The sequence below is a fragment of the Microvirga lupini genome (genome assembly GCF_014191055.1).
In the GTDB taxonomy this organism is placed as follows: domain Bacteria; phylum Pseudomonadota; class Alphaproteobacteria; order Rhizobiales; family Beijerinckiaceae; genus Microvirga; species Microvirga lupini_A.
Genome location: NZ_JACHWB010000003.1, coordinates 443,559 through 463,062, shown reverse-complemented (window position 1 = coordinate 463,062; position 19,504 = coordinate 443,559). Strand labels below are relative to the sequence as shown.

Annotated in this window: 19 protein-coding genes; 15 read left to right on the top strand and 4 right to left on the bottom strand. The window is 61.2% G+C overall.

What is annotated here, in order from left to right; all coding sequences use genetic code 11:
• Window positions 1–107 precede the first annotated feature (107 nt).
• Window positions 108–1,688: an ABC transporter substrate-binding protein gene (locus FHR70_RS13735; protein ID WP_183451028.1), complete on the bottom strand. Its 1,581-nt coding sequence runs from the start codon at window positions 1,686–1,688 to the stop codon at window positions 108–110.
• 96 nt (window positions 1,689–1,784) lie between these two features.
• Between FHR70_RS13735 and FHR70_RS13730 the strand changes: the two genes are divergently transcribed.
• From FHR70_RS13730 to FHR70_RS13690, 9 genes are all read left to right on the top strand, one after another.
• Window positions 1,785–2,861: a GntR family transcriptional regulator gene (locus tag FHR70_RS13730; RefSeq protein ID WP_183451026.1), complete on the top strand. Its 1,077-nt coding sequence runs from the start codon at window positions 1,785–1,787 to the stop codon at window positions 2,859–2,861.
• On the top strand, window positions 2,858–3,553 hold the full coding sequence (locus FHR70_RS13725) for a creatininase family protein (protein ID WP_183451024.1): 696 nt from the start codon (window positions 2,858–2,860) through the stop codon (window positions 3,551–3,553). Before FHR70_RS13730 ends, FHR70_RS13725 begins: the two co-directional genes overlap by 4 nt.
• A complete protein-coding gene (locus tag FHR70_RS13720) occupies window positions 3,554–4,570 on the top strand; it encodes a ketopantoate reductase family protein (protein WP_183451022.1) in 1,017 nt (338 codons plus the stop codon).
• Complete coding sequence (locus FHR70_RS13715; RefSeq protein ID WP_183451021.1) at window positions 4,567–5,322, top strand: SDR family NAD(P)-dependent oxidoreductase; 756 nt, start codon at window positions 4,567–4,569, stop codon at window positions 5,320–5,322. The genes FHR70_RS13720 and FHR70_RS13715 overlap by 4 nt, the downstream gene beginning before the upstream one ends.
• A 46-nt stretch (window positions 5,323–5,368) precedes the next feature.
• Window positions 5,369–6,268, top strand: coding sequence for a polysaccharide deacetylase family protein (locus FHR70_RS13710; protein ID WP_183451019.1), 900 nt, complete (start codon window positions 5,369–5,371; stop codon window positions 6,266–6,268).
• Entirely contained in the window at window positions 6,265–7,320 is a 1,056-nt protein-coding gene (locus tag FHR70_RS13705) for a DmpA family aminopeptidase (protein WP_183451017.1), read from the top strand. Before FHR70_RS13710 ends, FHR70_RS13705 begins: the two co-directional genes overlap by 4 nt.
• A 4-nt stretch (window positions 7,321–7,324) precedes the next feature.
• Entirely contained in the window at window positions 7,325–8,296 is a 972-nt protein-coding gene (locus FHR70_RS13700) for an isoaspartyl peptidase/L-asparaginase family protein (protein WP_183451015.1), read from the top strand.
• A gap of 95 nt (window positions 8,297–8,391) precedes the next feature.
• Window positions 8,392–9,246, top strand: coding sequence for an oxidoreductase (locus FHR70_RS13695; protein WP_183451013.1), 855 nt, complete (start codon window positions 8,392–8,394; stop codon window positions 9,244–9,246).
• A 120-nt stretch (window positions 9,247–9,366) separates the two neighbouring features.
• On the top strand, window positions 9,367–9,825 hold the full coding sequence (locus FHR70_RS13690; protein ID WP_183451011.1) for a YbaK/EbsC family protein: 459 nt from the start codon (window positions 9,367–9,369) through the stop codon (window positions 9,823–9,825).
• A gap of 58 nt (window positions 9,826–9,883) precedes the next feature.
• Here FHR70_RS13690 and FHR70_RS13685 read toward each other — a convergent pair whose 3' ends face one another.
• From FHR70_RS13685 to FHR70_RS13680, 3 genes are all read right to left on the bottom strand, one after another.
• The gene (locus FHR70_RS13685) at window positions 9,884–10,843 is read right to left on the bottom strand and encodes a glycerophosphodiester phosphodiesterase family protein (protein ID WP_343058827.1); all 960 of its coding nucleotides are present in this window, start codon (window positions 10,841–10,843) and stop codon (window positions 9,884–9,886) included.
• A 9-nt stretch (window positions 10,844–10,852) separates the two neighbouring features.
• Entirely contained in the window at window positions 10,853–11,032 is a 180-nt protein-coding gene (locus tag FHR70_RS24530) for a glycerophosphodiester phosphodiesterase family protein (protein WP_210277612.1), read from the bottom strand.
• A 103-nt stretch (window positions 11,033–11,135) separates the two neighbouring features.
• Window positions 11,136–11,873, bottom strand: a complete 738-nt coding sequence (locus FHR70_RS13680) for an FCD domain-containing protein (protein WP_183451009.1) — start codon at window positions 11,871–11,873, stop codon at window positions 11,136–11,138.
• A 376-nt stretch (window positions 11,874–12,249) separates the two neighbouring features.
• Between FHR70_RS13680 and aldA the strand changes: the two genes are divergently transcribed.
• From aldA to FHR70_RS13650, 6 genes are all read left to right on the top strand, one after another.
• On the top strand, window positions 12,250–13,722 hold the full coding sequence (gene aldA, locus FHR70_RS13675; protein WP_210277611.1) for an aldehyde dehydrogenase: 1,473 nt from the start codon (window positions 12,250–12,252) through the stop codon (window positions 13,720–13,722).
• A gap of 79 nt (window positions 13,723–13,801) precedes the next feature.
• A complete protein-coding gene (locus tag FHR70_RS13670; RefSeq protein ID WP_183451007.1) occupies window positions 13,802–14,779 on the top strand; it encodes an ABC transporter substrate-binding protein in 978 nt (325 codons plus the stop codon).
• Window positions 14,780–14,850: 71 nt separating this feature from the next.
• Complete coding sequence (locus FHR70_RS13665; RefSeq protein ID WP_183451005.1) at window positions 14,851–16,380, top strand: sugar ABC transporter ATP-binding protein; 1,530 nt, start codon at window positions 14,851–14,853, stop codon at window positions 16,378–16,380.
• Window positions 16,373–17,374, top strand: coding sequence for an ABC transporter permease (locus tag FHR70_RS13660; protein WP_183451003.1), 1,002 nt, complete (start codon window positions 16,373–16,375; stop codon window positions 17,372–17,374). Before FHR70_RS13665 ends, FHR70_RS13660 begins: the two co-directional genes overlap by 8 nt.
• Before the next feature lie 8 nt (window positions 17,375–17,382).
• Window positions 17,383–18,357 (top strand): ABC transporter permease, encoded by a 975-nt coding sequence (locus FHR70_RS13655; RefSeq protein ID WP_183451001.1) that lies wholly within the window; start codon window positions 17,383–17,385, stop codon window positions 18,355–18,357.
• 43 nt (window positions 18,358–18,400) lie between these two features.
• Window positions 18,401–19,489: a mandelate racemase/muconate lactonizing enzyme family protein gene (locus tag FHR70_RS13650; protein ID WP_183450999.1), complete on the top strand. Its 1,089-nt coding sequence runs from the start codon at window positions 18,401–18,403 to the stop codon at window positions 19,487–19,489.
• The last annotated feature ends 15 nt before the right edge of the window (window positions 19,490–19,504 follow it).

Sequence of the window (19,504 nt, the reverse complement as noted above, 5' to 3'; positions counted from 1 at the left end):
CAGCTGAGGCCCGGCATTTAACGGATGTCATCAATGAAAAGCCGGAGGGAAATACCCTTTCCCTCCGGAAGAGATCAGCCGGATCTCTCCGGCTGACAGTATCAGGATCAGCTCTTCGGCTTGATCTCGTAGGCCAGCGTCTCCTGATCGACGCGGGCCGGAATGGTCAACATTCCCTTCTTGGCTGCCCAGACCGTCTGGATTTGCACGGTCGGGATCAGGGCTCGGTCGTTCATGGAGATTTCCGTCACCTTCTCGAAGAGGGCGCGACGCTTCGTGTCGTCCATGGTGCGAGCGCCTTCCTGGAGCAGTTTGTCCACTTCAGGGTTCGAGTAGCCCTGCTTGTTGAAGGCCCCGAGACCAACCTGGGGATCTGCCGTGTGCACCAGAGAGCCATAGGTGTAGCTCGCCTCGCCGGTCAGCGTGCCCCAGCCGCTCATCCAGAGGGAGAACTCACCCTTCTGCTGAGCCGGGAAGAACACGGTGCCGTTCAGAGCGTTGGCATTCACCTTCAAGCCGGCACGGGCCCACATCTGCGAGAGCGCCTCGCACACCGCTGCATCGCCCGGGAGGCGATTGTTGGTGCAGTGGAAGTCGATCTCGAAGCCCTTCGGGTAGCCAGCATCCGCAAGAAGCTGCTTCGCCTTCGCCAGATCGTAGGGCTTCTCCGGAAGGTTCTTGTTGCCACCGAAGAAGTTGGACGGCATCAGCTGGTTGGCCGGACGACCCAGGCCCTCAAGCACAACGCGCACAAGCGTCTTACGGTCGATGGCAAGGTCCATGGCTTCACGGACCTTAGGATCGCGCAGCGGGTTGGCCTCGATTTCCTTACCGTCGACCTTTACTTTCTTCGGAAGCGTCTCCTTCACGTTGGGCGTGAGATTCAGGAAGTAGACCGAGTCGGCCACGAAGGTGTCGACAGATTTGTCCTTCTGCATCGCGGCGTAGTCGGTGGCGGGCACATAGTTGACGAGGTCCACCTGACCGGACTTCATCGCCGCCATGCGGGCTGGATCGCTCGGGATCTCCTTGCGGATCACCTTCTGCCAGGGCTGCTTGCCACCCCAGTAGTTGTCATTGCGCTCCAGGACGAGGTCGCCCTTCGGCTCCCAGGAGACGAACTTGTAAGGACCCGTGCCGATGGCAGCCTTGCCAGAATTGAACTGCTCATTGCGGGCTTCCATGCCGACATTCTTCGACACCACGAAGAGGCGGATGAAATCGTTGGGCAGGGTCGGCGCCGGAGCCTTCGTCTTGACGTGCAGGGTGTACTTGTCGGCGACTTTCGTCTCCGCCACCTGCTTCGTGTAGATGGTCATGCTCATGGGTCCCGTCACGACCGGAATACGATCGATCGAGAACTTCACGTCCTCGGCCGTCAGTTCGGACCCGTCATGGAATTTGACGCCCTCACGGATCTTGAATTCCCAGGTCGTGTCGTCGATCGGCTTCCACGAAGTCGCGAGACCGGGCTTCAGGCCCAGGTTCTCGTCTGACATGACGACCGTATCAAAGATATGACGCAGAGCCTCCGCTTGGCTGCCCAGGGTCGACCAGTGCGGATCGATGGAATCCGGACCGGCACGCAGACCCATGGTCAGCGTTTGCGCCGATACGCCGCCACTGAGCACAGTGCCAAGGACGAGAGCTGCTGCGAGTGTTCCACCCAGCTTGAAGTTTTGTTTCAATTCACTTCCCCTCTTGCTAAGACCCTGGCTTTTCGTCCAAGGTGTTCTTATCGATTAGAACGGTAGGTCACTCGAACTAGAAAAGTCAACAGCACCTTGCCTAAACCCCAGACAGCATCTGACGCTTATGAAGGCATCCGTTATAGTGACACGGAACAGAGCCCGGATGAGCGCATCCTTGCCAATCTCGCGGGCGCGCTCGACCGCACGCTCCCCGTGCCGCTTGGCACGCAGCTGCGTGGGCTGATCGAGTTCGGAATCGCACTGGGTGAACTGCCCACCGGCCAACGCCTGCCATCCGTTCGTGAATTGGCAGAGCGGGCTGGCATCGCGCACATGACTGTCGCGACTGTCTACAGAGAACTCCGCGAGACGGGACTTATCGAGGCAAAGCCGGGAGCGGGTACCTATGTGGGGGACGGGCACAACAGCGACGGCCTGCGCTCCCATGCCATCCGCAAGATCCAGCGCCGGGTCGAGATGCTCTTCAACGAGGCCGAACAGCTGGGGCTCGCAGCCTCCGTTGTCTCGTCGCTTGTTAACGCCCGTGCCGCGCGCGGTCCGACACCGACGCGACCGCTGCGTCTCGTGATGGTAGGCAATTTCGTCCAAACAACCCAGCAATATGCCAATCGCATTCAAGACCATCTGGGTTCTGACGACGCCATTGTGGTCACGACCGTGGATGCACTCCATGCAGGTGAGGCCTTTCCCCTTCCCTGCGATATCTGCGTGACGCTGGCGCATCGCCGCGGTGAGGTCGAGCATCTCGTACCCAGTGGCATTCCGGTTGTCGGCCTGAGCTTCATCCCGGCTGAGGAGACGCGGGCTCAACTGGCGATGCTAGATCCGATGTCGCGGGTTGGCCTCGTGTCGATCTTCCCTGAATTTGCCGCCTTGATGAAGCCTGGCGTCCTGCGGTTTGCGCCTCACGTGTCGGCGGTTGATGTCCGGCTGATCACGGCACCCGATCTCGCAGCCTTTCTCGGTCAGGTCGACGTGGCGATCTACGCCAGCGGCGCCGAATCGACTGTGAAGAAGCTTTTGCCGCCCGGTCGGCAGGCCCTGGAATTCCGCTATGTGCCGGACCCACATGCGATCCGCGCCACGTTGCTGCCCGTGATCGAGCGCCTGCGCTCGTCAATCGTTTCTCAAGAGGAAGAGCCTTCATGAAAATCAGTGAGATGAACTGGCTTCAGGTGGAAGAGTACCTGAAGACGGATGATCGCGCCGTCGTCCCGCTGGGCTGCACTGAGCAGCACGCCTACCTGAGTCTCTCCGTCGACAGCATCCTGGCCGAACATGTGGCCGCCGAGGCCGCCGAGCCGACCGGCGTTCCCGTCTTTCCGGTTCAGGCCTACGGTATCACCCCTTATTTCATGGCCTACCCTGGCACGGTCTCCCTGAAGGCCGATACCTACCTGAGGATCATTACGGACATTCTCGATTCGCTGAAGCGCACCGGTTTTCGTCGCATCCTCTTCGTCAACGGACATGGCGGCAATACGCCGGGACATACGGCAGCGATCGAGTGGATGGGCGCTAATTCCGAATGCCGTGTGAAATTTCACAACTGGTGGAACGCTCCTCGCACCTTCGAAAAGGTGAAGGAGATCGACCCCATCGCATCGCATGCCTCCTGGATGGAGAATTTCCCTTGGACGCGCCTGCCCGGCATTGAGCAGCCCTCCCACCAGAAGCCCATGGTCGATCTGGACCGCATGCGGACCTTCGGTCCTGAGGGTGTCCGCGAGATCCTGCAGGACGGGAATTTCGGCGGGTACTTCCAACGCTCTGATGAAGACATGAACGCCATCTGGTCGGTAGCCATCGACGAGACCCGCGCCCTGATCGAGAACTGGTAAATGAGCGAGAACACGATTCTGATCTGGGGAGCCGGCGCGATCGGCGGCACCCTTGGCGCCTATCTCGCTCGTGCCGGCGAGGATGTGCTGCTCGTCGACATCGTTGAGCCACATGTGGAAGCGATGAAGCGCCACGGCCTTCTCATCGAGGGCCCCGTGGAAACCTTCCGCCAGTCTGTGAAAGCCGCCTTGCCGGGCGAGGTGACGGGGCAGTTCAAGCGCATCATCCTTGCCGTCAAAGCTCACCACACTCGCGATGCTGTGCGTGCTCTGAAACCGCACCTGGCGGAGGATGGTACCGTCCTCTCCGCCCAGAATGGGTTGAACGAGATCACCATCGCCGAGGAGATCGGTGCCGAGCGCACGGTGGGATGCTTCGTCAATTTCGGAGCCGACTGGCTCGAGCCCGGCCGGATTCTCTTTGGCAATCGGGCAGCCGTGGCCGTCGGCGGCCTCGACGGGCAGGCGACAGACGCGGTGCGCGACTATCACCGCCTGCTCTCGATCTTCGAGCCAAAGGCGGTGCTAACCGACAACATCTGGGGTTATCTCTGGGGCAAGCTCGGCTACGGCTCCCTGCTCTTCGCAACCGCGCTGACGAATGCCTCGATGTCGGAAAACCTGGCGTCGGAGCGTCACTTCCCCGTCTACCATCGGCTTGGACAGGAAGTGATGGCGGTGGCGAAAGCCCGCGGCGTGAAGCCCTTGGGCTTCAATGGTTTTGATCCTGATGCCTTCATGCCGGGGGCGGACGAGGCAGCCGCAAGGCACTCTGTTGCCGAGATGGCAGAGTTTAACCTCCATACCGCGAAGACCCATTCCGGCATCTGGCGTGATCTTGCCGTGCGCAAGCGCAAGACCGAGGTCGACGCTCAGATCGCCATCATCGGATCCCTCGGCCAGGAAGCCGGCATCCCTACGCCTGCGATCAATAAGCTGGTCTCCCTGATCCATGACATCGAGGATGGCCGCCGCGAACAATCCTGGTCCACGCTCGACGAGATGCTGACCCTATGAAACTCGACTTTACCAACCGCCGCGTCGCCGTCACGGGAGCCGCACAGGGCATCGGGCGCAGCATCGTCCGGTCGTTAGCCGCCGAGGGCGCACATGTGTGGGCTCTTGATCTGGACGAGAATGGTCTGCGCGTCGCAACCGAGGCCGGGGCCAAGGCAACCCGCGCCCTCGACCTCGCAGATCGATCCGCTGTTGCCACTGTCTTCGCCGACATGGCCGAGACGCTCGGCGGCATCGACATCCTCGTCAACTGCGCTGGGGGTGTTCGCGGACAGGTCGCAAAGCCCATCGAGGAGGTCAGCGAGCAGGACTGGCTGGTCCTCTTCGAAGCCAATGTGCATGGCGCCTTCTGGTGCTCGCAGGCAGCAGCGCCGCACATGAAGCGAGGGCAGTTCGGGCGCATCGTCAATATCTCGTCAGGAGCCGGGCTGCGCCCGAGCCTCACCGGTATTCAGGCTTATACGGCCTCCAAGCACGCACTGGTTGGACTGACGAAGCAACTCAGCTTCGAACTCGGCCCCTTCGGCATTACCGTGAACAGCGTGGCGCCCGGCTTCGTGCTGTCGAACCCTGCCACGCAACGCCAGTGGGAGAGCTACGGACCCGACGGTCAGGCTCGCCTGGTGGAAAGCATTCACACCCGCCGCCTTGGGCACCCGCAGGACATTGCCGACACCGTGATGTTCCTGGCGTCCGATGCGGCCGCCTGGATTTCCGGGCAAATCATCTCCGTGGATGGTGGGCGCTCCTGAGCCGTTGCTACCTTCAGACTGTGCCAGACAAGGAATTGAGACCATTATGGACGATATGAGCAGCCAGCCCTGGACTTGGGATGAGCAGACCTGGCGCGGCAAGGTGGATCATGTGCGCGCCGGGCGCTCGTTGAAACCTGCCCGGTGGAAGAACGGTGCCCGTTGCGCCGTCGCCCTCTCATTCGATTCCGACCATGAGACGAATGAGCTGCGCGATGGCGGGAAGTCCATCGGGCGCATGTCGCAGGGCCAGTACGGCAACCGCCAGGGCGTGCCGCGCATTCTGAACGCTCTTGCCAAGTATGATGCCAAAGCCACGTTCTTTGTTCCTGCCGTGGCCGCACTCCTTTATGAGGATGAACAGCGACGGGTTGCGGCGGAAGGCCATGAAATCGGTATCCATGGCTGGATTCACGAACTCAACAGTCAGCTGCCTTATGAGATCGAACGCGACCTGATGTTCCGGGCGACCGATACCCTGGAAAGGATCACAGGCGTGCGTCCGGTTGGACTGCGCACTCCCTCCTGGGACTTCAGCCCAAGCACCTTGCGCATCGAGCGCGAACTCGGTCTCCTATACGATTCGTCGCTCATGGCTGACGATGACCCTTATGAACTCATGGAGCAGGGCGAGCCCACCGGCATCGTGGAGCTTCCGGTTGAATGGATCCGGGATGATGCCGTCTATTTCAACATGCATCGCTTCAACGGGCTACGTCCACACACGCCGCCGACTGCTGTCTACGATATTTTCTTCCGTGAATTCGAGCGCGCATACGAGGAAGGTGGCCTCTTTCTGCTCACCATGCACCCCCATGTGACCGGCTACCGCTCGCGCATTTGGATCCTGGAAAGGCTCCTGGAGGAGATCACCAGGCGTTCGGACGTATGGGTGGCAACCCACGCGGAGATCGCAGCTTTCGTGAAAGAGGAATGCCTGAGATGAAACGTCCCGCTCGTGCCCGCGATGCTGACCTTGCCTGCGGCGGCCTGCCGACGGGCGAGTTGAACAGCATTGCGGACGTGCCGGGTGTTCGTGTCGGTCATCGTACGCTCGTGCATGGGGAGATCCGCACGGGAGTCACGGCCATTATCCCCCATAGCGGAAATCTCTATCGCGAGAAGCCTATAGCGGCTGTTCATGTCCTGAACGGGTTCGGAAAAAGCGCCGGCTTGGTGCAGGTGGAGGAACTGGGTACGATTGAGACGCCTATTCTTCTGACAAACACCCTCTCCGTCGGCACCTGCTGTACAGCTCTGGTGCGTCACGCAATCGAGCATAACACGGATATCGGCCGCGAGACCGCCACGGTGAACCCCGTCGTGTTCGAGTGCAACGACGGCTATCTGAATGATATCCAGGCCCTTGCCGTAACTGAGGATGATGCGCGAGCCGCCATGACGGATGCCTCCTCTGAGTTTGAGGTCGGCTCGGTGGGGGCAGGCTGCGGCATGAGCACCTTCGGCTTCAAGGGCGGCATAGGCACCTCATCCCGGCGCCTCGATCTCGACGGCCATAGCTATCAACTGGGTGTGCTCGTTCTCTCGAACTTCGGCCGATCCGGCGACCTGCGCCTGCCCGACGGCGAGGTGATCGCACCACCCAGGGCTCGTGCGGAGAGAGAGGCCACGGAGAAGGGCTCTATCATCATTATTGCGGCGACAGACATCCCCTTAAGCGACCGGCAGCTCAAGCGCGTCATTCGTCGCCCCGGAGTGGGCCTTGCTCGCCTCGGATCCTTCTGGGGGCACGGCAGCGGCGACATCGCCCTCGGCTTCACAACGGCCAATGTTCTCTCGCATGACGAGAAGTCGGCTCTGGTCGAAATCCGCATCCTCAACGAGGATCGGATCGACCTGCTCTTCGAGGCCATGGCTGATGCCACACAGGAGGCCGTTCTCGATGCACTCGTCGCCGCTGGGTCCATGACCGGCCGGGACGGGCGTCACCGTCCTGCCCTGACCGATACCCTTTTCGCTCTTTCTTCGGATACCTGACCTCATGACCAGCACCACAACCAGCAATGATTTTGCTCTCGCCGTCCACGGCGGCGCGGGAACGATCCTGCGCAGCAAGATGACGCCGGAGCGGGAAGCCGCCTACCACGCTGGCTTGCGCCGCGCCCTCGAAGCGGGACGCGTCGTCCTTGCCGATGGCGGAAGCGCTCTTGATGCCGTCACTGCCGCCGTGATGGCGCTCGAGGATGAGTCGCTTTTCAATGCTGGGCGCGGTGCGGTCTATACTTCCGCCGGTAGGCAGGAGATGGACGCGGCAGTCATGAACGGCAGAGACCGCTCCGCAGGAGCCGTTGCCGGAATCTGCGGCCCGCGCAATCCGGTTCTCGCCGCCCGGGCTGTGATGGAGCATTCAGGCCACGTGGTGCTGATCGGCGAGAGCGCTCTGGAATTTTGCCGCAGGCAGGGTTTGACGTTCGAAGAGCCTTCCTATTTCTACACCGATCAGCGCTGGCAGGCCCTGCAGGAGACGCTTGCCATGCGCCAGAGCGGCGCGGACGATCAGGACGAGTCGCGAAAGCACGGCACGGTCGGTGCGGTGGCCCGCGACAGGCATGGCAACATTGCAGCGGCCACTTCTACCGGAGGCATGACGGCGAAAGCACCCGGGCGAGTGGGCGACAGCCCCGTCATCGGTGCCGGAACATGGGCCGACAACGAGACCTGCGCTGTGTCGGCGACCGGCCATGGTGAGATCTTCATTCGCTATGCGGCTGCGCACGAGATCGCATCCCGTATGCGTTATGCGGGTCAGACCTTGGATCAGGCCTCGCGTGCCGTGGTGATCGATATGCTTGCTCCAGCGGGTGGCTCGGGCGGGATCATTGCCGTGGATCGCGACGGCAATGTATCCCTGCCCTTCAACTGCTCCGGCATGTATCGCGGCGTCGTCAGGAGGGACGGCAGGCTCCTTACCGGGATCTATGACGAACCCCTCGTGGATTTCCAGAAACCCTAGCTTCTTCTGGAGATCAAACCGAGGGAACCGGTTCACCCTCACAGATCAGGCCCTATATGCCCTTCCCGCATCCGTCCAAGCAGAGGAGACCGCGCATGGCATTGAACGACAATCCCGTCTGGTTCATAACAGGCTGCTCCACCGGATTTGGCCGCGAGCTTGCTCAAATCGTGCTGCGCCGGGGCTGGCGTGCGGTGGTGACCGCCCGCGATGTCGGCCGCGTACAGGATCTGACACAGGGAAATGAGAGGAACGCCCTCGCTCTGTCGCTCGACGTCACCAAGCCAGATCAGATCGCCGCAGCCGTGAAAGCAGCGGAGGAGCGCTTCGGGTCCATCGACGTGCTGGTGAACAACGCCGGTTACGGATACCAGTCCTCTATCGAGGAAGGCGATGATGCCGAGATCCGTGCCCAGTTCGAGACGAACGTATTCGGCCTTGCGGCCATGACCCGTGCTGTGCTGCCCGGCATGCGGGCCCGCCGTCGCGGCCATATCGTCAACATCTCGTCCCAGGCGGGTTTTATCGGGTTCGAAGGGTCCGGCTACTATGCAGCGACCAAGCATGCGGTCGAGGGCTTGTCGGATTCCCTCTCCAGGGAAGTCGCGCCGCTCGGCATAAGGGTGACCTGCGTCGAGCCGGGGCCATTCCGCACCGATTGGGCCGGGCGATCCCTGCAGCAGCGGCGGCCGACGATTGCCGATTACCAGAATACGGTCGGAGCTCGGCTTGACGCGACAGCCAATTACAGTGGCAAGCAGCCAGGGGATCCTGTGCGAGCCGTTGAAGCCATCGTCAAAGCTGTCGAGGCGGAAAGCCCCCCGAAGCACTTGGTGCTGGGCTCGATCGCTCTCGAAGGCGTTAAGAACAAGCTCAAGGAAACCTTGGCCGAGATCGATACCTGGGCCGAGACGAGCCGTAACGCGGACTACCCGGAGGCCGAGGGGTAAGACCGAGTTTGCACTCTCTGCAAGGTGGCGGCTATGATGAGCGTAGTCGTCATTCGATGAGATGCATGTCCTTGGGACGGGCTCTCATGATCCTCGTCAGCTTGCAGGAGGTCACCGGCCATGAGCCTTGAGTCCGTTCGCGCTTTCTTCGCCCAGAAGGCCCCGGACATCGAGATCATCGAGATGGATACCAGCACTGCCACCGTAGCCCAGGCGGCAGAAGCGCATGGCGTCGGCCCAGAGAAAATCGCCAAGACCCTCTCCCTCTGTGTTGGAGGGAAAAGCTTTCTTGTGGTCACGAGCGGGACTGCTCGACTCGACAACAAGAAGGTGAAGGCGACCTTCGGAGGCAAGGCCTCCATGCTCGATGCGGAGCAGGTCAAGACCCTGACTGGTCATCCCGTGGGTGGGGTTTGCCCCTTTGGACTTGCAACGCCCCTGCCCGTCTACTGCGATATCTCGCTGCAGGCTTTCGACGAGGTCGTGCCGGCTGCGGGCTCCATCCATACGGCCGTTCGCATCCATCCACAGCGCATGGCCGATCTAGTGGGTGCCGATTGGGTGGACGTGTGCCAATAACTCCTTACACATAAACCCGGCATCAGGTGATGCCGGGTTTCTCAGGAGATTGTGACGATCAGCGCGCCTTCACGGCAGTGTCAGGGAAGTCGCTGAAAAGCCCATCGACGCCGAGAGCATAGAAAGCCTTGTACTCGGCCGCCGGATCGCCCTTGAAGGTCGAGGCCAGTCGCTTGGGCTCATTGCGGAATGTCCAGGTGAAGACCTGAAGGCCCGCAGCATGAGCGTCCTTCACGACACTGGAAGGCCCGGCAAGAACACGATCCTGCTCATCGGACTTGCCGTCGCCGTTGATGTCGTCCGCCTTGCCGTCGCTGTTCTGGTCCACCTGCTTGGTGGGAAGGATGTAAGGCTTCCACGGCGCCAAAATGTCGGCATAGGACTTGACCTCGGCCAGACCCTCCTTCGTCAGAAGGTCCTTGTAGGTGCGCTTGTCGCCGACCACCACGAAATCATAAGGTTGGGCATAGGGTGCACTGAGGACGATGTTCCCGTCCTTGTCCACGTCCTCTGCATCCAATAGTTGCGCCAGCTTCACGTCGATCCGTGTGTTCAGGTACTTCAGGTTCGCCACTTCGAAGCTCTGGATCACCACTGGCGCGGAGGCATCGGACCAGCCGGCCTCTTTGAGCACGTTCACCAGACGATCCTCGATCGGGAGGCCGAGAGCCGCATGGAAGGTCGGGTGCTTGGTTTCCGGAGCGATGCCGACAATCTTACCCCTTGCAGCGCTTTCCTTCTTGGCGAGATCGATCACCTCCTGAAGGGTTGGGACCTGGAACTGCCCATTTTTCGACTGGTCGCGATCGGCCATGGCCTGCTTGGCACGCAACTGCTTGATTTCCGCAAGGGTGAAGTCACTGGCGAACCAGTCGCTCGTGTCCACTCCATCGACTTTGCGTGTGATCTTGCGAGAGGCGAACTCGGGCCTGTTCGCCACATCGGTCGTGCCACTCAACATCGGCTCATGCCGGGCGATGAGCACGCCATCCTTTGTCACGACAAGATCCGGCTCGATGTAGTCCGCTCACATGTCGATCGCCATCTTGTAGGCTTCAAGCGTGTGTTCGGGCAGATAACCGCTGGCGCCGCGATGGGCGACCACGATTGTAGTTGCGCCGGTCTGCGTCTTCTCCTGAGCCATGGATGATCCGATCATCGCAGGCACAAGGGCGGTCATAGATGAGAGAAGTGCGAGATAGTTCATGGTCCTTCCTCCTGGACAGGTCTCTACTGGCGCTTCTATGACGCCGTGATGACCATCGCATCCATGCAACTATTGCAGTCATCTCTCAGTGCAAGACGCACCGTCAGTTATCCGATGGAAAGGTCGACCTGACGAATTCCCACGCTGCAACCAGATGCCGCCGCATGGCTTCTTCTGCATTGTCAGGATCACGGGCGAGGATGGCCTCAAGAATGGCTTCGTGGCCGGCGTAGTTCATCTGATCAATGCCGGCACCCCGCTTCATCGAACGCCAGTGCTGGGTCAACCACTCCACATAAGCCTTGTGGATGGCCGGATAGATCGGATTGCCCGGTATCTGATACAGCACTGCATGAAAGGCAGCATCGGTTTCATCGAACAGGACAGAGTTGCCGATGGCCTCTCGGTTGCCATCGAGCGCCGCACGCAATTCCTCAAGGTCGTCACGCCGCGCATGCTTGGCGGCCCAGCGTGCCAGCCCGACCTCCATGAAGATCCGGGTTTCGAAGAGATTCCAGACACCCTTTCTGTCGACCATGAGATGGCCGACGAGGTTGCCGACTTTATCGACGGCGATCTCATAGTCGGGCTTCCGGACGATAGGACGATGACCGAGGCGCGTCTCAATAAGACCCCGGTTCGCGAGCGAGACGATTGCCTCTCGAACAGCCGCCCGACTCACTCCATAGCGCTGCATCAGGTCTCTCTCTGCCGGAAGTCGCTCGCCCTCCTGAAGACCACCCGTCTCGATCATCCGTACAAGTTCGGCTGCCACAGCATCCGACCGCCGTGACCCTGCCCCAACCGTCCCGTGGCCATGCAGCTTCTCGCTCTGGTCCATGGTCACCTCGCTCCTGTTATTCAGTTTTTGCCCATGCTCTAGCACGGGCAAAAGCTAATCTGCAGGCTGCTGACAAGTACCATATGGTCCGACCAAAATCCACCGCCTGATGATCAGCGCGTCCTATATCTGCAGAAATCCAGCAGCAGAACCGTCATTCTTGCCCTACATGGCTTTAATTAAGAGGTCTTGACAGCGGTTGACGGGCTGACCATCCTAGTTCCGGTCGAACCAAATAGATCGCTAAATGACGTTTGGTTTGACACTGCTCCGCTTGAGCGAAACAGGGAGAGAGACTGGTGACGCCATCACAAGGCAACCTTCTGTCGAACTCTGACCCGCAGCTCCCCTGGGAGGGACCTGGCGAGGGCCGAGCATGACGAATTCAGTTCAGGCTGGCCGCCCTGAGGCCATTACCCACTACCAGATGTATATCGACGGCGCATGGACCAACGGCCGATCCGAAGAACGGTCCGATGTTGAGAACCCCGCGAACGAGATTGTATTTGCCTCTGTTCCGGCTGGAACTGTCGAGGATGCAACGGCTGCCCTGGAAGCGGCGCGGCGAGCACAGCCGGCTTGGGCTGCACTGCCGCCGATCGTCCGCGCCGGCTATGTGAGCGATCTTGCTGCCGCGGTGAAACAGAACAAGGCCCACCTCGCCCGTATCGTCGTTCTGGAACAAGGCAAGCCTCTGAACCAGGCCGAAGGCGAGATCGACGCCGTCGTCACCTTCCTGACATTCGCCGCCGAGAGCGCACGTCGTATCGAGGGCGACATTCTCCCGTCCGACTTCCAGAATGAGGAGGTCTGGATCCGTCGCGTTCCGTTCGGTGTGGTCGTCGGCCTGACTGCCTGGAACTATCCAGCCGCTTTGGCCGCGCGAAAGATCGGGCCTGCCCTCGTTGCCGGCAACACCATGGTGGTCAAGGGACACGAATCCACGCCCCTCTCGGCTCTTGAGATTGCTCGCCTCGCTCATGACGTTGGAATTCCGAAAGGCGTTCTGAACGTGGTCACAGGTGACGGCCGAACGGTTGGTGATGCGCTGGTGCGCTCGCCCATCAGCGCCATGATCACCATGACGGGGAGTGTCCGCGCAGGACGCGAGATCTACGCAGCAGGCGCTCATGAATTGAAGGTCGTGCGCTTGGAACTTGGCGGAAAAGCACCGTTCATCGTCCTCGACGACGCAGATATCGACGCCGCCGTAGAAGCTGCCATCGTGTCCCGCTTTACCAATTGCGGCCAGATCTGCACCTGTAATGAGCGCATGTACCTGCACCGCAACATCGCGGAGCCCTTTCTCGACAGGTTTGTATCCCGCGTGAAGCAGATGCGGCTCGGCGACCCCATGACCAACCCTGACATAGGGCCTAAGGTGAACCGGCCCGAGGTCGACAAGGTTGAGGAGATCGTGAACAGTGCCATAGCGGCCGGCGCCGAGGTCCTCGCGGGAGGACGCCGCCTCAAGGAAGGCGAGTTCGCCCGCGGCCATTGGTTCGAGCCGACAGTTCTGCGCGTCGACAGCAACGAAGCGTCCGTCATGCAGCGGGAGATTTTCGGCCCGGTTGCCCCGGTCATGACCGTGGACAGCTTCGAGCAGGCGCTGAGCTTCGCCAACGACAGCAGCTACGGCCTGTCCGCCTATGTCTACACGAATGATCTGCGCCGGGTGATGCGTCTCTCACGCGAGCTTTCATTCGGGGAGCTCTATGTCAACCGACCCTGTGGTGAATTGGTTCAAGGATTCCACACCGGCTGGAAGCACTCAGGCCTCGGCGGGGAAGACGGCAAATACGGCTTCGACGGATACCTGCGGAAGCAGACGACTTATGTCCGTTGGTGAGGACCTGCAGCCTTAAAGGGCTGCGGCAATGGTTCAAGAACCCCGAAACGGGGCATAAAAAACTTCATGGAGGAAGACGATGCTGAGAAGGACTTTCCTTGCACTTGCAACGGGCGTCGCGGCCATCGGGCTGGGACTTGGTGGAGTGTCGGCACAGGAACTGCCCAAGCTGAAGCAGAAAGAAAAATACAAGGTCGGCTTCGCGCAGACCGAGTCGAACAACCCGTGGCGCATTGCGCAGACGGAGAGCATGAAGGCTGAAGCCGCCAAGCTTGGACATCAGCTCGTCTACACCGATGCGGCCGGCTCCGCCGCCAAGCAGGTGGCCGACGTCAACTCGATGATTGCTCAGGGGGTTGATCTGATCTTCCTTGCCCCCCGTGAGGAGAAGCCCCTGATCCCGGCTGTCATGGCCGCCAAGCGCGCCGGCATTCCGGTCATTCTGCTTGATCGCAATGTGGATCAGAGCCTTGCGAAGGCAGGCCGTGACTATGTGACCTTCATCGGCTCGGACTTCGTGGACGAAGGCAAGCGCGCGGCTGAGGCGTTGACCAAGGCGATGAACGGCAATGCCAAGATCATCCAGCTTGAAGGTACCACGGGCTCCTCCCCGGCCAATGACCGCCGCAAGGGCTTTGAGGACTACATCAAGGCGCATTCGGGCATGAAGGTTGTCGCGTCACAGTCCGGTGACTTCGCCCGTGACAAGGGCCGCCAAGTGGCGGAGACCCTGCTACAGGCACATCCGGACGCGACAGCCATCTACGCGCACAATGACGAAATGGCCATCGGGGCCATTGCGGCCCTTGAAGCGGCTGGCAAGAAACCGGGCAAGGACGTGATTGTCGTATCCATTGATGGCACCCGCGACGCATTGCAGGCCATCATCGACAGCAAGATGCTTGCCACCGTGGAGTGTAATCCGAAGTTTGGTCCGAAAGCCTTCGAGACCTTGGCCCGCTACGCCAAGGGCGAGCAGATCGAGCCATGGGTGGTGAACACTGATCGGTTCTTCGACAAATCGAACGCGACCCAGCTCATCGCGGACGCCTACTGAACCCCAAAGGCGCTGCTCATAACATCGGGCAGCGCCTTTCTCGTATGGCTGAACCTGGGGACGGAGCTTCCATGGCGCCGCTTCTTACCATGCACGGCATCGACAAGCGCTTCGCCGGCATTCCGGCCCTGCGCTCGGCCGATCTCGTGGTGGAGAGGGGCGAAGTTCATGCGCTGATCGGCCAGAACGGCGCCGGCAAGTCCACCATCATCAAGATCCTGACCGGTTACTACAGGAAGGATGCCGGCGAGATCCTTTTCGATGGCAGGCCGGTGGAGTTCTCCTCACCGCAGGAAGCGCAGCGGGCCGGCATCAGCACGATCTATCAGGAGATCAATCTGGTGCCATATCGGTCCGTGACGGAGAACATCTGTCTCGGCCGCGAGAAGCGCCGGTTCGGTCTCCTTAATTGGTCGGCCATGCACGCGGAGGCCCGGGCTCTACTAGCCCGGTTCAAGATCGACATCGACGTGCGCCGCCCGCTCATGGCTTATCCGACTGCCATTCAGCAGATGGTCGCCATCGCCCGCGCCATCGGTTTCGAAGCCAAGCTCGTCATCATGGACGAGCCAACCTCCTCTCTCGACGAACGGGAGGTCGAGGTGCTGTTCAACGTGATCCGTCAGCTCAGGCAGGCAGACGTCTCGGTGATTTTCGTGAGCCATAAGCTCGACGAACTCTATGCCGTCTGTGACCGCGTCACCATCATGCGAGACGGACGCACCGTACAAGTCGCACCGATGAACCAGCTGTCGCGGATCGACCTTGTCACCTCCATGCTCGGGCGCGAGCTGTCGCAGGTTCTACACGAGGGGCATGACACGACCGATACGGCAAGCGAGACGCCTGGGTCCGTGCTGGAGGTCCGGAATCTTGCCATCGGCCGCAAGGTCAGCGATGTCAGCTTCGATGTCCGGCCGGGTGAAATCGTCGGACTCGCGGGACTTCTGGGAGCGGGCCGGACTGAATCCGTGAGGGCTGTCTTCGGAGTCGACAAGCCGAATGCCGGTACGGTCAGCTTCGGCGGGCGTGAGAATGCCATCGTCGCACCGTCGGATGCAATCCGGGCCGGCATGGGCTTCTGCTCGGAGGATCGCAAGCTCGAGGGCATCATTCCAGACATGTCCGTGCGCGAGAACCTGACGCTTGCCCTCATGCCGCAACTGGCCCGGCGCGGTATCGTGGACGAGGCGCGCAGCCGGGCGATCGTCGATCGCTTCATCAAGCGCCTCGGCATCCGCTGCACCGGCCCGGAACAGCGCATCCGCGAACTCTCGGGCGGCAATCAGCAGAAGGTGCTGCTGGCCCGCTGGCTCTGCATGAACCCCAAGCTCCTAATCTTAGACGAGCCGACCCGCGGCATCGATGTGGGCGCCAAGGCCGAGATCCTCAGCCTGATCAGGGAGCTCGCGGGCCAAGGCCTTGGCGTCCTGATGATTTCCTCCGAATTGGAGGAAGTCGTGGAGGCAGCCAGCCGCATTTTCGTCCTACGCGACGGCCGCACCGTGGCCGAATTACACGGCGACGAGGTGAACGAGCAGAGTGTGATGTCCGCCATGGCCCATGGGCATGAGAGCGACCGGGAGGTAGCCCATGGCTGATACGGCAACCACCCTGCCACCGGCGCACAGGGCGCCTCGCTTCGATGTCAGAACCATTCTGACGCGCTATGGCGCCTGGATTGCGCTCGTCCTCCTGATTTTGGTCAATCTCGCCATTACGCCGAACTTCGCCACGTGGCAGACGCTCAACGTCAATCTCACCCAGGTCTGCGCCATTGTGATCGTCGGAGTCGGGATGACCCTCGTCATCGCCACGGGAGGCATCGATCTCTCGGTCGGCGCTCTCATGGCGATTGCAGGCGCGCTCGCACCACTGATCTTTCTCGGCAAGCTCTTTCCCCTGCCCCACCCGGCCATCGGCATTGCGCTGGCCTTCATCCTTCCGGTTCTGGCCGCGGCGGCACTCGGATGGTTCAATGGCTGGCTTGTGACACGCCTGCGCATCCAGCCTATCATCGCCACCCTCGTCCTTTTCATCGCCGGGCGCGGCATCGCCCAGGTCTTTACCAACGGCAACCTGCAGGTGTTCAACCTGCCCAGTTTCCAGTTCATCGGCCTTGGGCGCGTCTTCGGCATCCCGTTTCAAGCCATCCTGATGATTTTTATCGTGGCGACGGCTGCCTGGATGCTCAGGCGCACCGTTTTCGGCAGGCAGATCCTTGCCATCGGGGGCAATGAGAAGGCCGCCCGGTTGTCCGGCATTCCCGTGGCGTCCGTGAAGAAGCGAGTCTACCTCATCAGCGGCTTTCTCTCCGGCATCGCAGGCCTCATCGTGATCGCCCGCAACTCCGCCGCTGACGCCAACCTCGTGGGCCTTGGCATGGAGCTTGACGCCATCGCAGCAGTGGCCGTGGGTGGAACGCTCCTCACCGGCGGCCGGGCCACAATCATCGGCACCCTGGTCGGAGCACTGATCATCCAGCTCGTCCGCTACACGCTTCTGGCCAACGGCGTCCCCGATGCGGCTGCCCTCGTGGCGAAAGCCGCCATCATCGTGCTGGCCGTCTGGCTGCAGCGGCAGAGCTATCGCTGAGGTCGCCGATGAACACAACCTCCCTCAAGCTGTTCCAGGGGATCGGACGTTACGGTGTGCTCCTCGCCCTCGTCGCCCTGATCCTGTTCGGCTGGCTGCGCTACGAGAATTTCCTCGGCGCCTTCAACGTTCTCACGGTGCTGCGCTACAACAGCATGTTCGCCCTGGTCGCGCTTGGTATGTGCTTCGTTATCATCACCGGCGGCATTGATCTCTCTGTCGGTTCGACCGCGGCTCTCGGCAGCGTCGTTGCCGCCTTGCTCTCTCCTTACGGCGTCATGCCTGGTCTGCTCGGCGGCTTGGGAGCCGGGCTGGCGATAGGCGCCTGCAATGCTTTCATCATCACACGCCTCAATATCCTTCCGTTTATCGCTACCCTCGCAACCATGTTGGCGGCGAGCGGATGCGCTCTGCTGCTAGCCGACAACCAGTCGGTCTCGGTTTCCTACGAGACCGGCTTTGTTGAGCTTGGCCAAGGCGATTTCCTCGGCTTTCCCATTCCAGCCTGGATCGCGCTCATCGCATATCTTCTCGGCTCTCTCATTCTCAATTTCACTTCGTTCGGGCGCACCGTACTGGCGATCGGCGGCAATGAGGACGCAGCTCGCCTTATGGGTCTGCCGGCCCAACGCGTGAAAGCGCTTGTATACCTGGCCAGCGGCGGCCTTGCTGGCCTCGCAGGTGTGATCCTCGCAGCGCAGTTCGGTGCGGGCCAACCGATCGAGGGTGTGGGCTGGGAGCTTTTCGCGATCGCGGCCGTCGTGGTCGGCGGCACCCTGCTAACCGGAGGCGTCGGCTCCGTCGGATCGACGCTTGCCGGTGTGCTTCTCCTCGGCCTGATCTTCAACATCCTGAACTTCGAGAACGGTCTCGGCTGGATCAGCCTCTCGGCCTATTGGCAATCGGTCATTCGCGGCGCGTTCCTGCTGCTCGTCGTGGCCATCCAGGCCCGGCTGAGCATGCGCACGGAAGAGGCCGCCTGAGTACCGGCCGCAAATTCGACAGTTAATATAGCGAAGGACAACCATGCCTCGGATCACCTCCATCGAACCCGGCTTTTACCGCATCCCTTTGCCGGCTGTCCTGACCGACTCCATGCATGGCGAGATGCGCGCCTTCGAGCTCAATACGGTCCGTATCCGCGATTCGGACGGCGCTGAGGGTGTCGGCTACACGTTCACGGTCGGGCGCAATGGCGCTGCCATCGACACGATCCTCGCCCGCGAGCTGCCCGAGATCATGGACGGCGAGGAGGCTGACGAGATCGAGCGTCTCTGGCACAAGGCCTGGTGGGCGCTCCATTACGGCGGTCGCGGCGGCCCGACTGTCCTGGCGCTCTCGGCCTTCGACATGGCGCTCTGGGACCTCAAGGCGAAACGCGCCAATCTCCCGCTCTGGAAAGCGCTCGGCGGCTTTGATCCCAAAGTGCCATGCTATGCCGGGGGCATCGATCTCGACCTGCCTCTCGACAAGCTCCTGCGCCAGACGGACGATAATCTCGGAAAAGGTTTCCGGGCCATCAAGATGAAGGTCGGCCGCACCAACCTCTTCGAGGATGTGGAGCGGGTGAAGGCCATGCGCGAGCATCTCGGAGCCGGTTTCCCGCTGATGGTCGACGCCAACATGAAATGGAGCGTCGATGGCGCCATCCGTGCTGCGCGCGCCCTTCAGCCCTTCGATCTCACATGGCTCGAAGAGCCGACCATTCCCGACGACCCCGCAGGCCATGCCCGTATCGTACGAGAGGGCGGGCTGCCGATCGCAGCCGGTGAGAATCTCCGAACGCTCTGGGAGTTCAAGCTCTACGTGGCGGGTGGAGCGGTGACCTATCCGGAGCCGGACGTCACCAATTGCGGCGGCGTCACGCCCTTCATGAAGATCGCCCATCTGGCCGAAGCCTTCAACCTTCCGGTCACCAGCCATGGCGCCCATGACGTGACCGTGCACCTCCTCGCCGCCTGCCCGAACAGATCCTATCTCGAAGCCCATGGCTTTGGACTCGAACGCTACATCGCCGAGCCTCTGCAGATTCAGGACGGCTTCGCCCTGGCCCCGGATCGTCCCGGCCACGGCATCAAATTCGACTGGAAAGGTCTGGAGAAGATCAGAGCTTGAGGGATTTGGCGTCAT

Bases quoted from the DNA above. Each gene is read 5' to 3' on its own strand.
- FHR70_RS13725 (WP_183451024.1), top strand. From the start codon at position 2,858: ATGAAAATCAGTGAGATGAACTGGCTTCAGGTGGAAGAGTACCTGAAG.
- FHR70_RS13650 (WP_183450999.1), top strand. From the start codon at position 18,401: ATGCCTCGGATCACCTCCATCGAACCCGGCTTTTACCGCATCCCTTTG.
- aldA (WP_210277611.1), top strand. From the start codon at position 12,250: ATGACGAATTCAGTTCAGGCTGGCCGCCCTGAGGCCATTACCCACTAC.
- FHR70_RS13680 (WP_183451009.1), bottom strand. From the start codon at position 11,873: ATGGACCAGAGCGAGAAGCTGCATGGCCACGGGACGGTTGGGGCAGGG.
- FHR70_RS13715 (WP_183451021.1), top strand. From the start codon at position 4,567: ATGAAACTCGACTTTACCAACCGCCGCGTCGCCGTCACGGGAGCCGCA.
- FHR70_RS13705 (WP_183451017.1), top strand. From the start codon at position 6,265: ATGAAACGTCCCGCTCGTGCCCGCGATGCTGACCTTGCCTGCGGCGGC.
- FHR70_RS13655 (WP_183451001.1), top strand. From the start codon at position 17,383: ATGAACACAACCTCCCTCAAGCTGTTCCAGGGGATCGGACGTTACGGT.
- FHR70_RS13700 (WP_183451015.1), top strand. From the start codon at position 7,325: ATGACCAGCACCACAACCAGCAATGATTTTGCTCTCGCCGTCCACGGC.
- FHR70_RS13670 (WP_183451007.1), top strand. From the start codon at position 13,802: ATGCTGAGAAGGACTTTCCTTGCACTTGCAACGGGCGTCGCGGCCATC.
- FHR70_RS13665 (WP_183451005.1), top strand. From the start codon at position 14,851: ATGGCGCCGCTTCTTACCATGCACGGCATCGACAAGCGCTTCGCCGGC.
- FHR70_RS24530 (WP_210277612.1), bottom strand. From the start codon at position 11,032: ATGAACTATCTCGCACTTCTCTCATCTATGACCGCCCTTGTGCCTGCG.
- FHR70_RS13660 (WP_183451003.1), top strand. From the start codon at position 16,373: ATGGCTGATACGGCAACCACCCTGCCACCGGCGCACAGGGCGCCTCGC.
- FHR70_RS13695 (WP_183451013.1), top strand. From the start codon at position 8,392: ATGGCATTGAACGACAATCCCGTCTGGTTCATAACAGGCTGCTCCACC.
- FHR70_RS13690 (WP_183451011.1), top strand. From the start codon at position 9,367: ATGAGCCTTGAGTCCGTTCGCGCTTTCTTCGCCCAGAAGGCCCCGGAC.
- FHR70_RS13720 (WP_183451022.1), top strand. From the start codon at position 3,554: ATGAGCGAGAACACGATTCTGATCTGGGGAGCCGGCGCGATCGGCGGC.
- FHR70_RS13710 (WP_183451019.1), top strand. From the start codon at position 5,369: ATGGACGATATGAGCAGCCAGCCCTGGACTTGGGATGAGCAGACCTGG.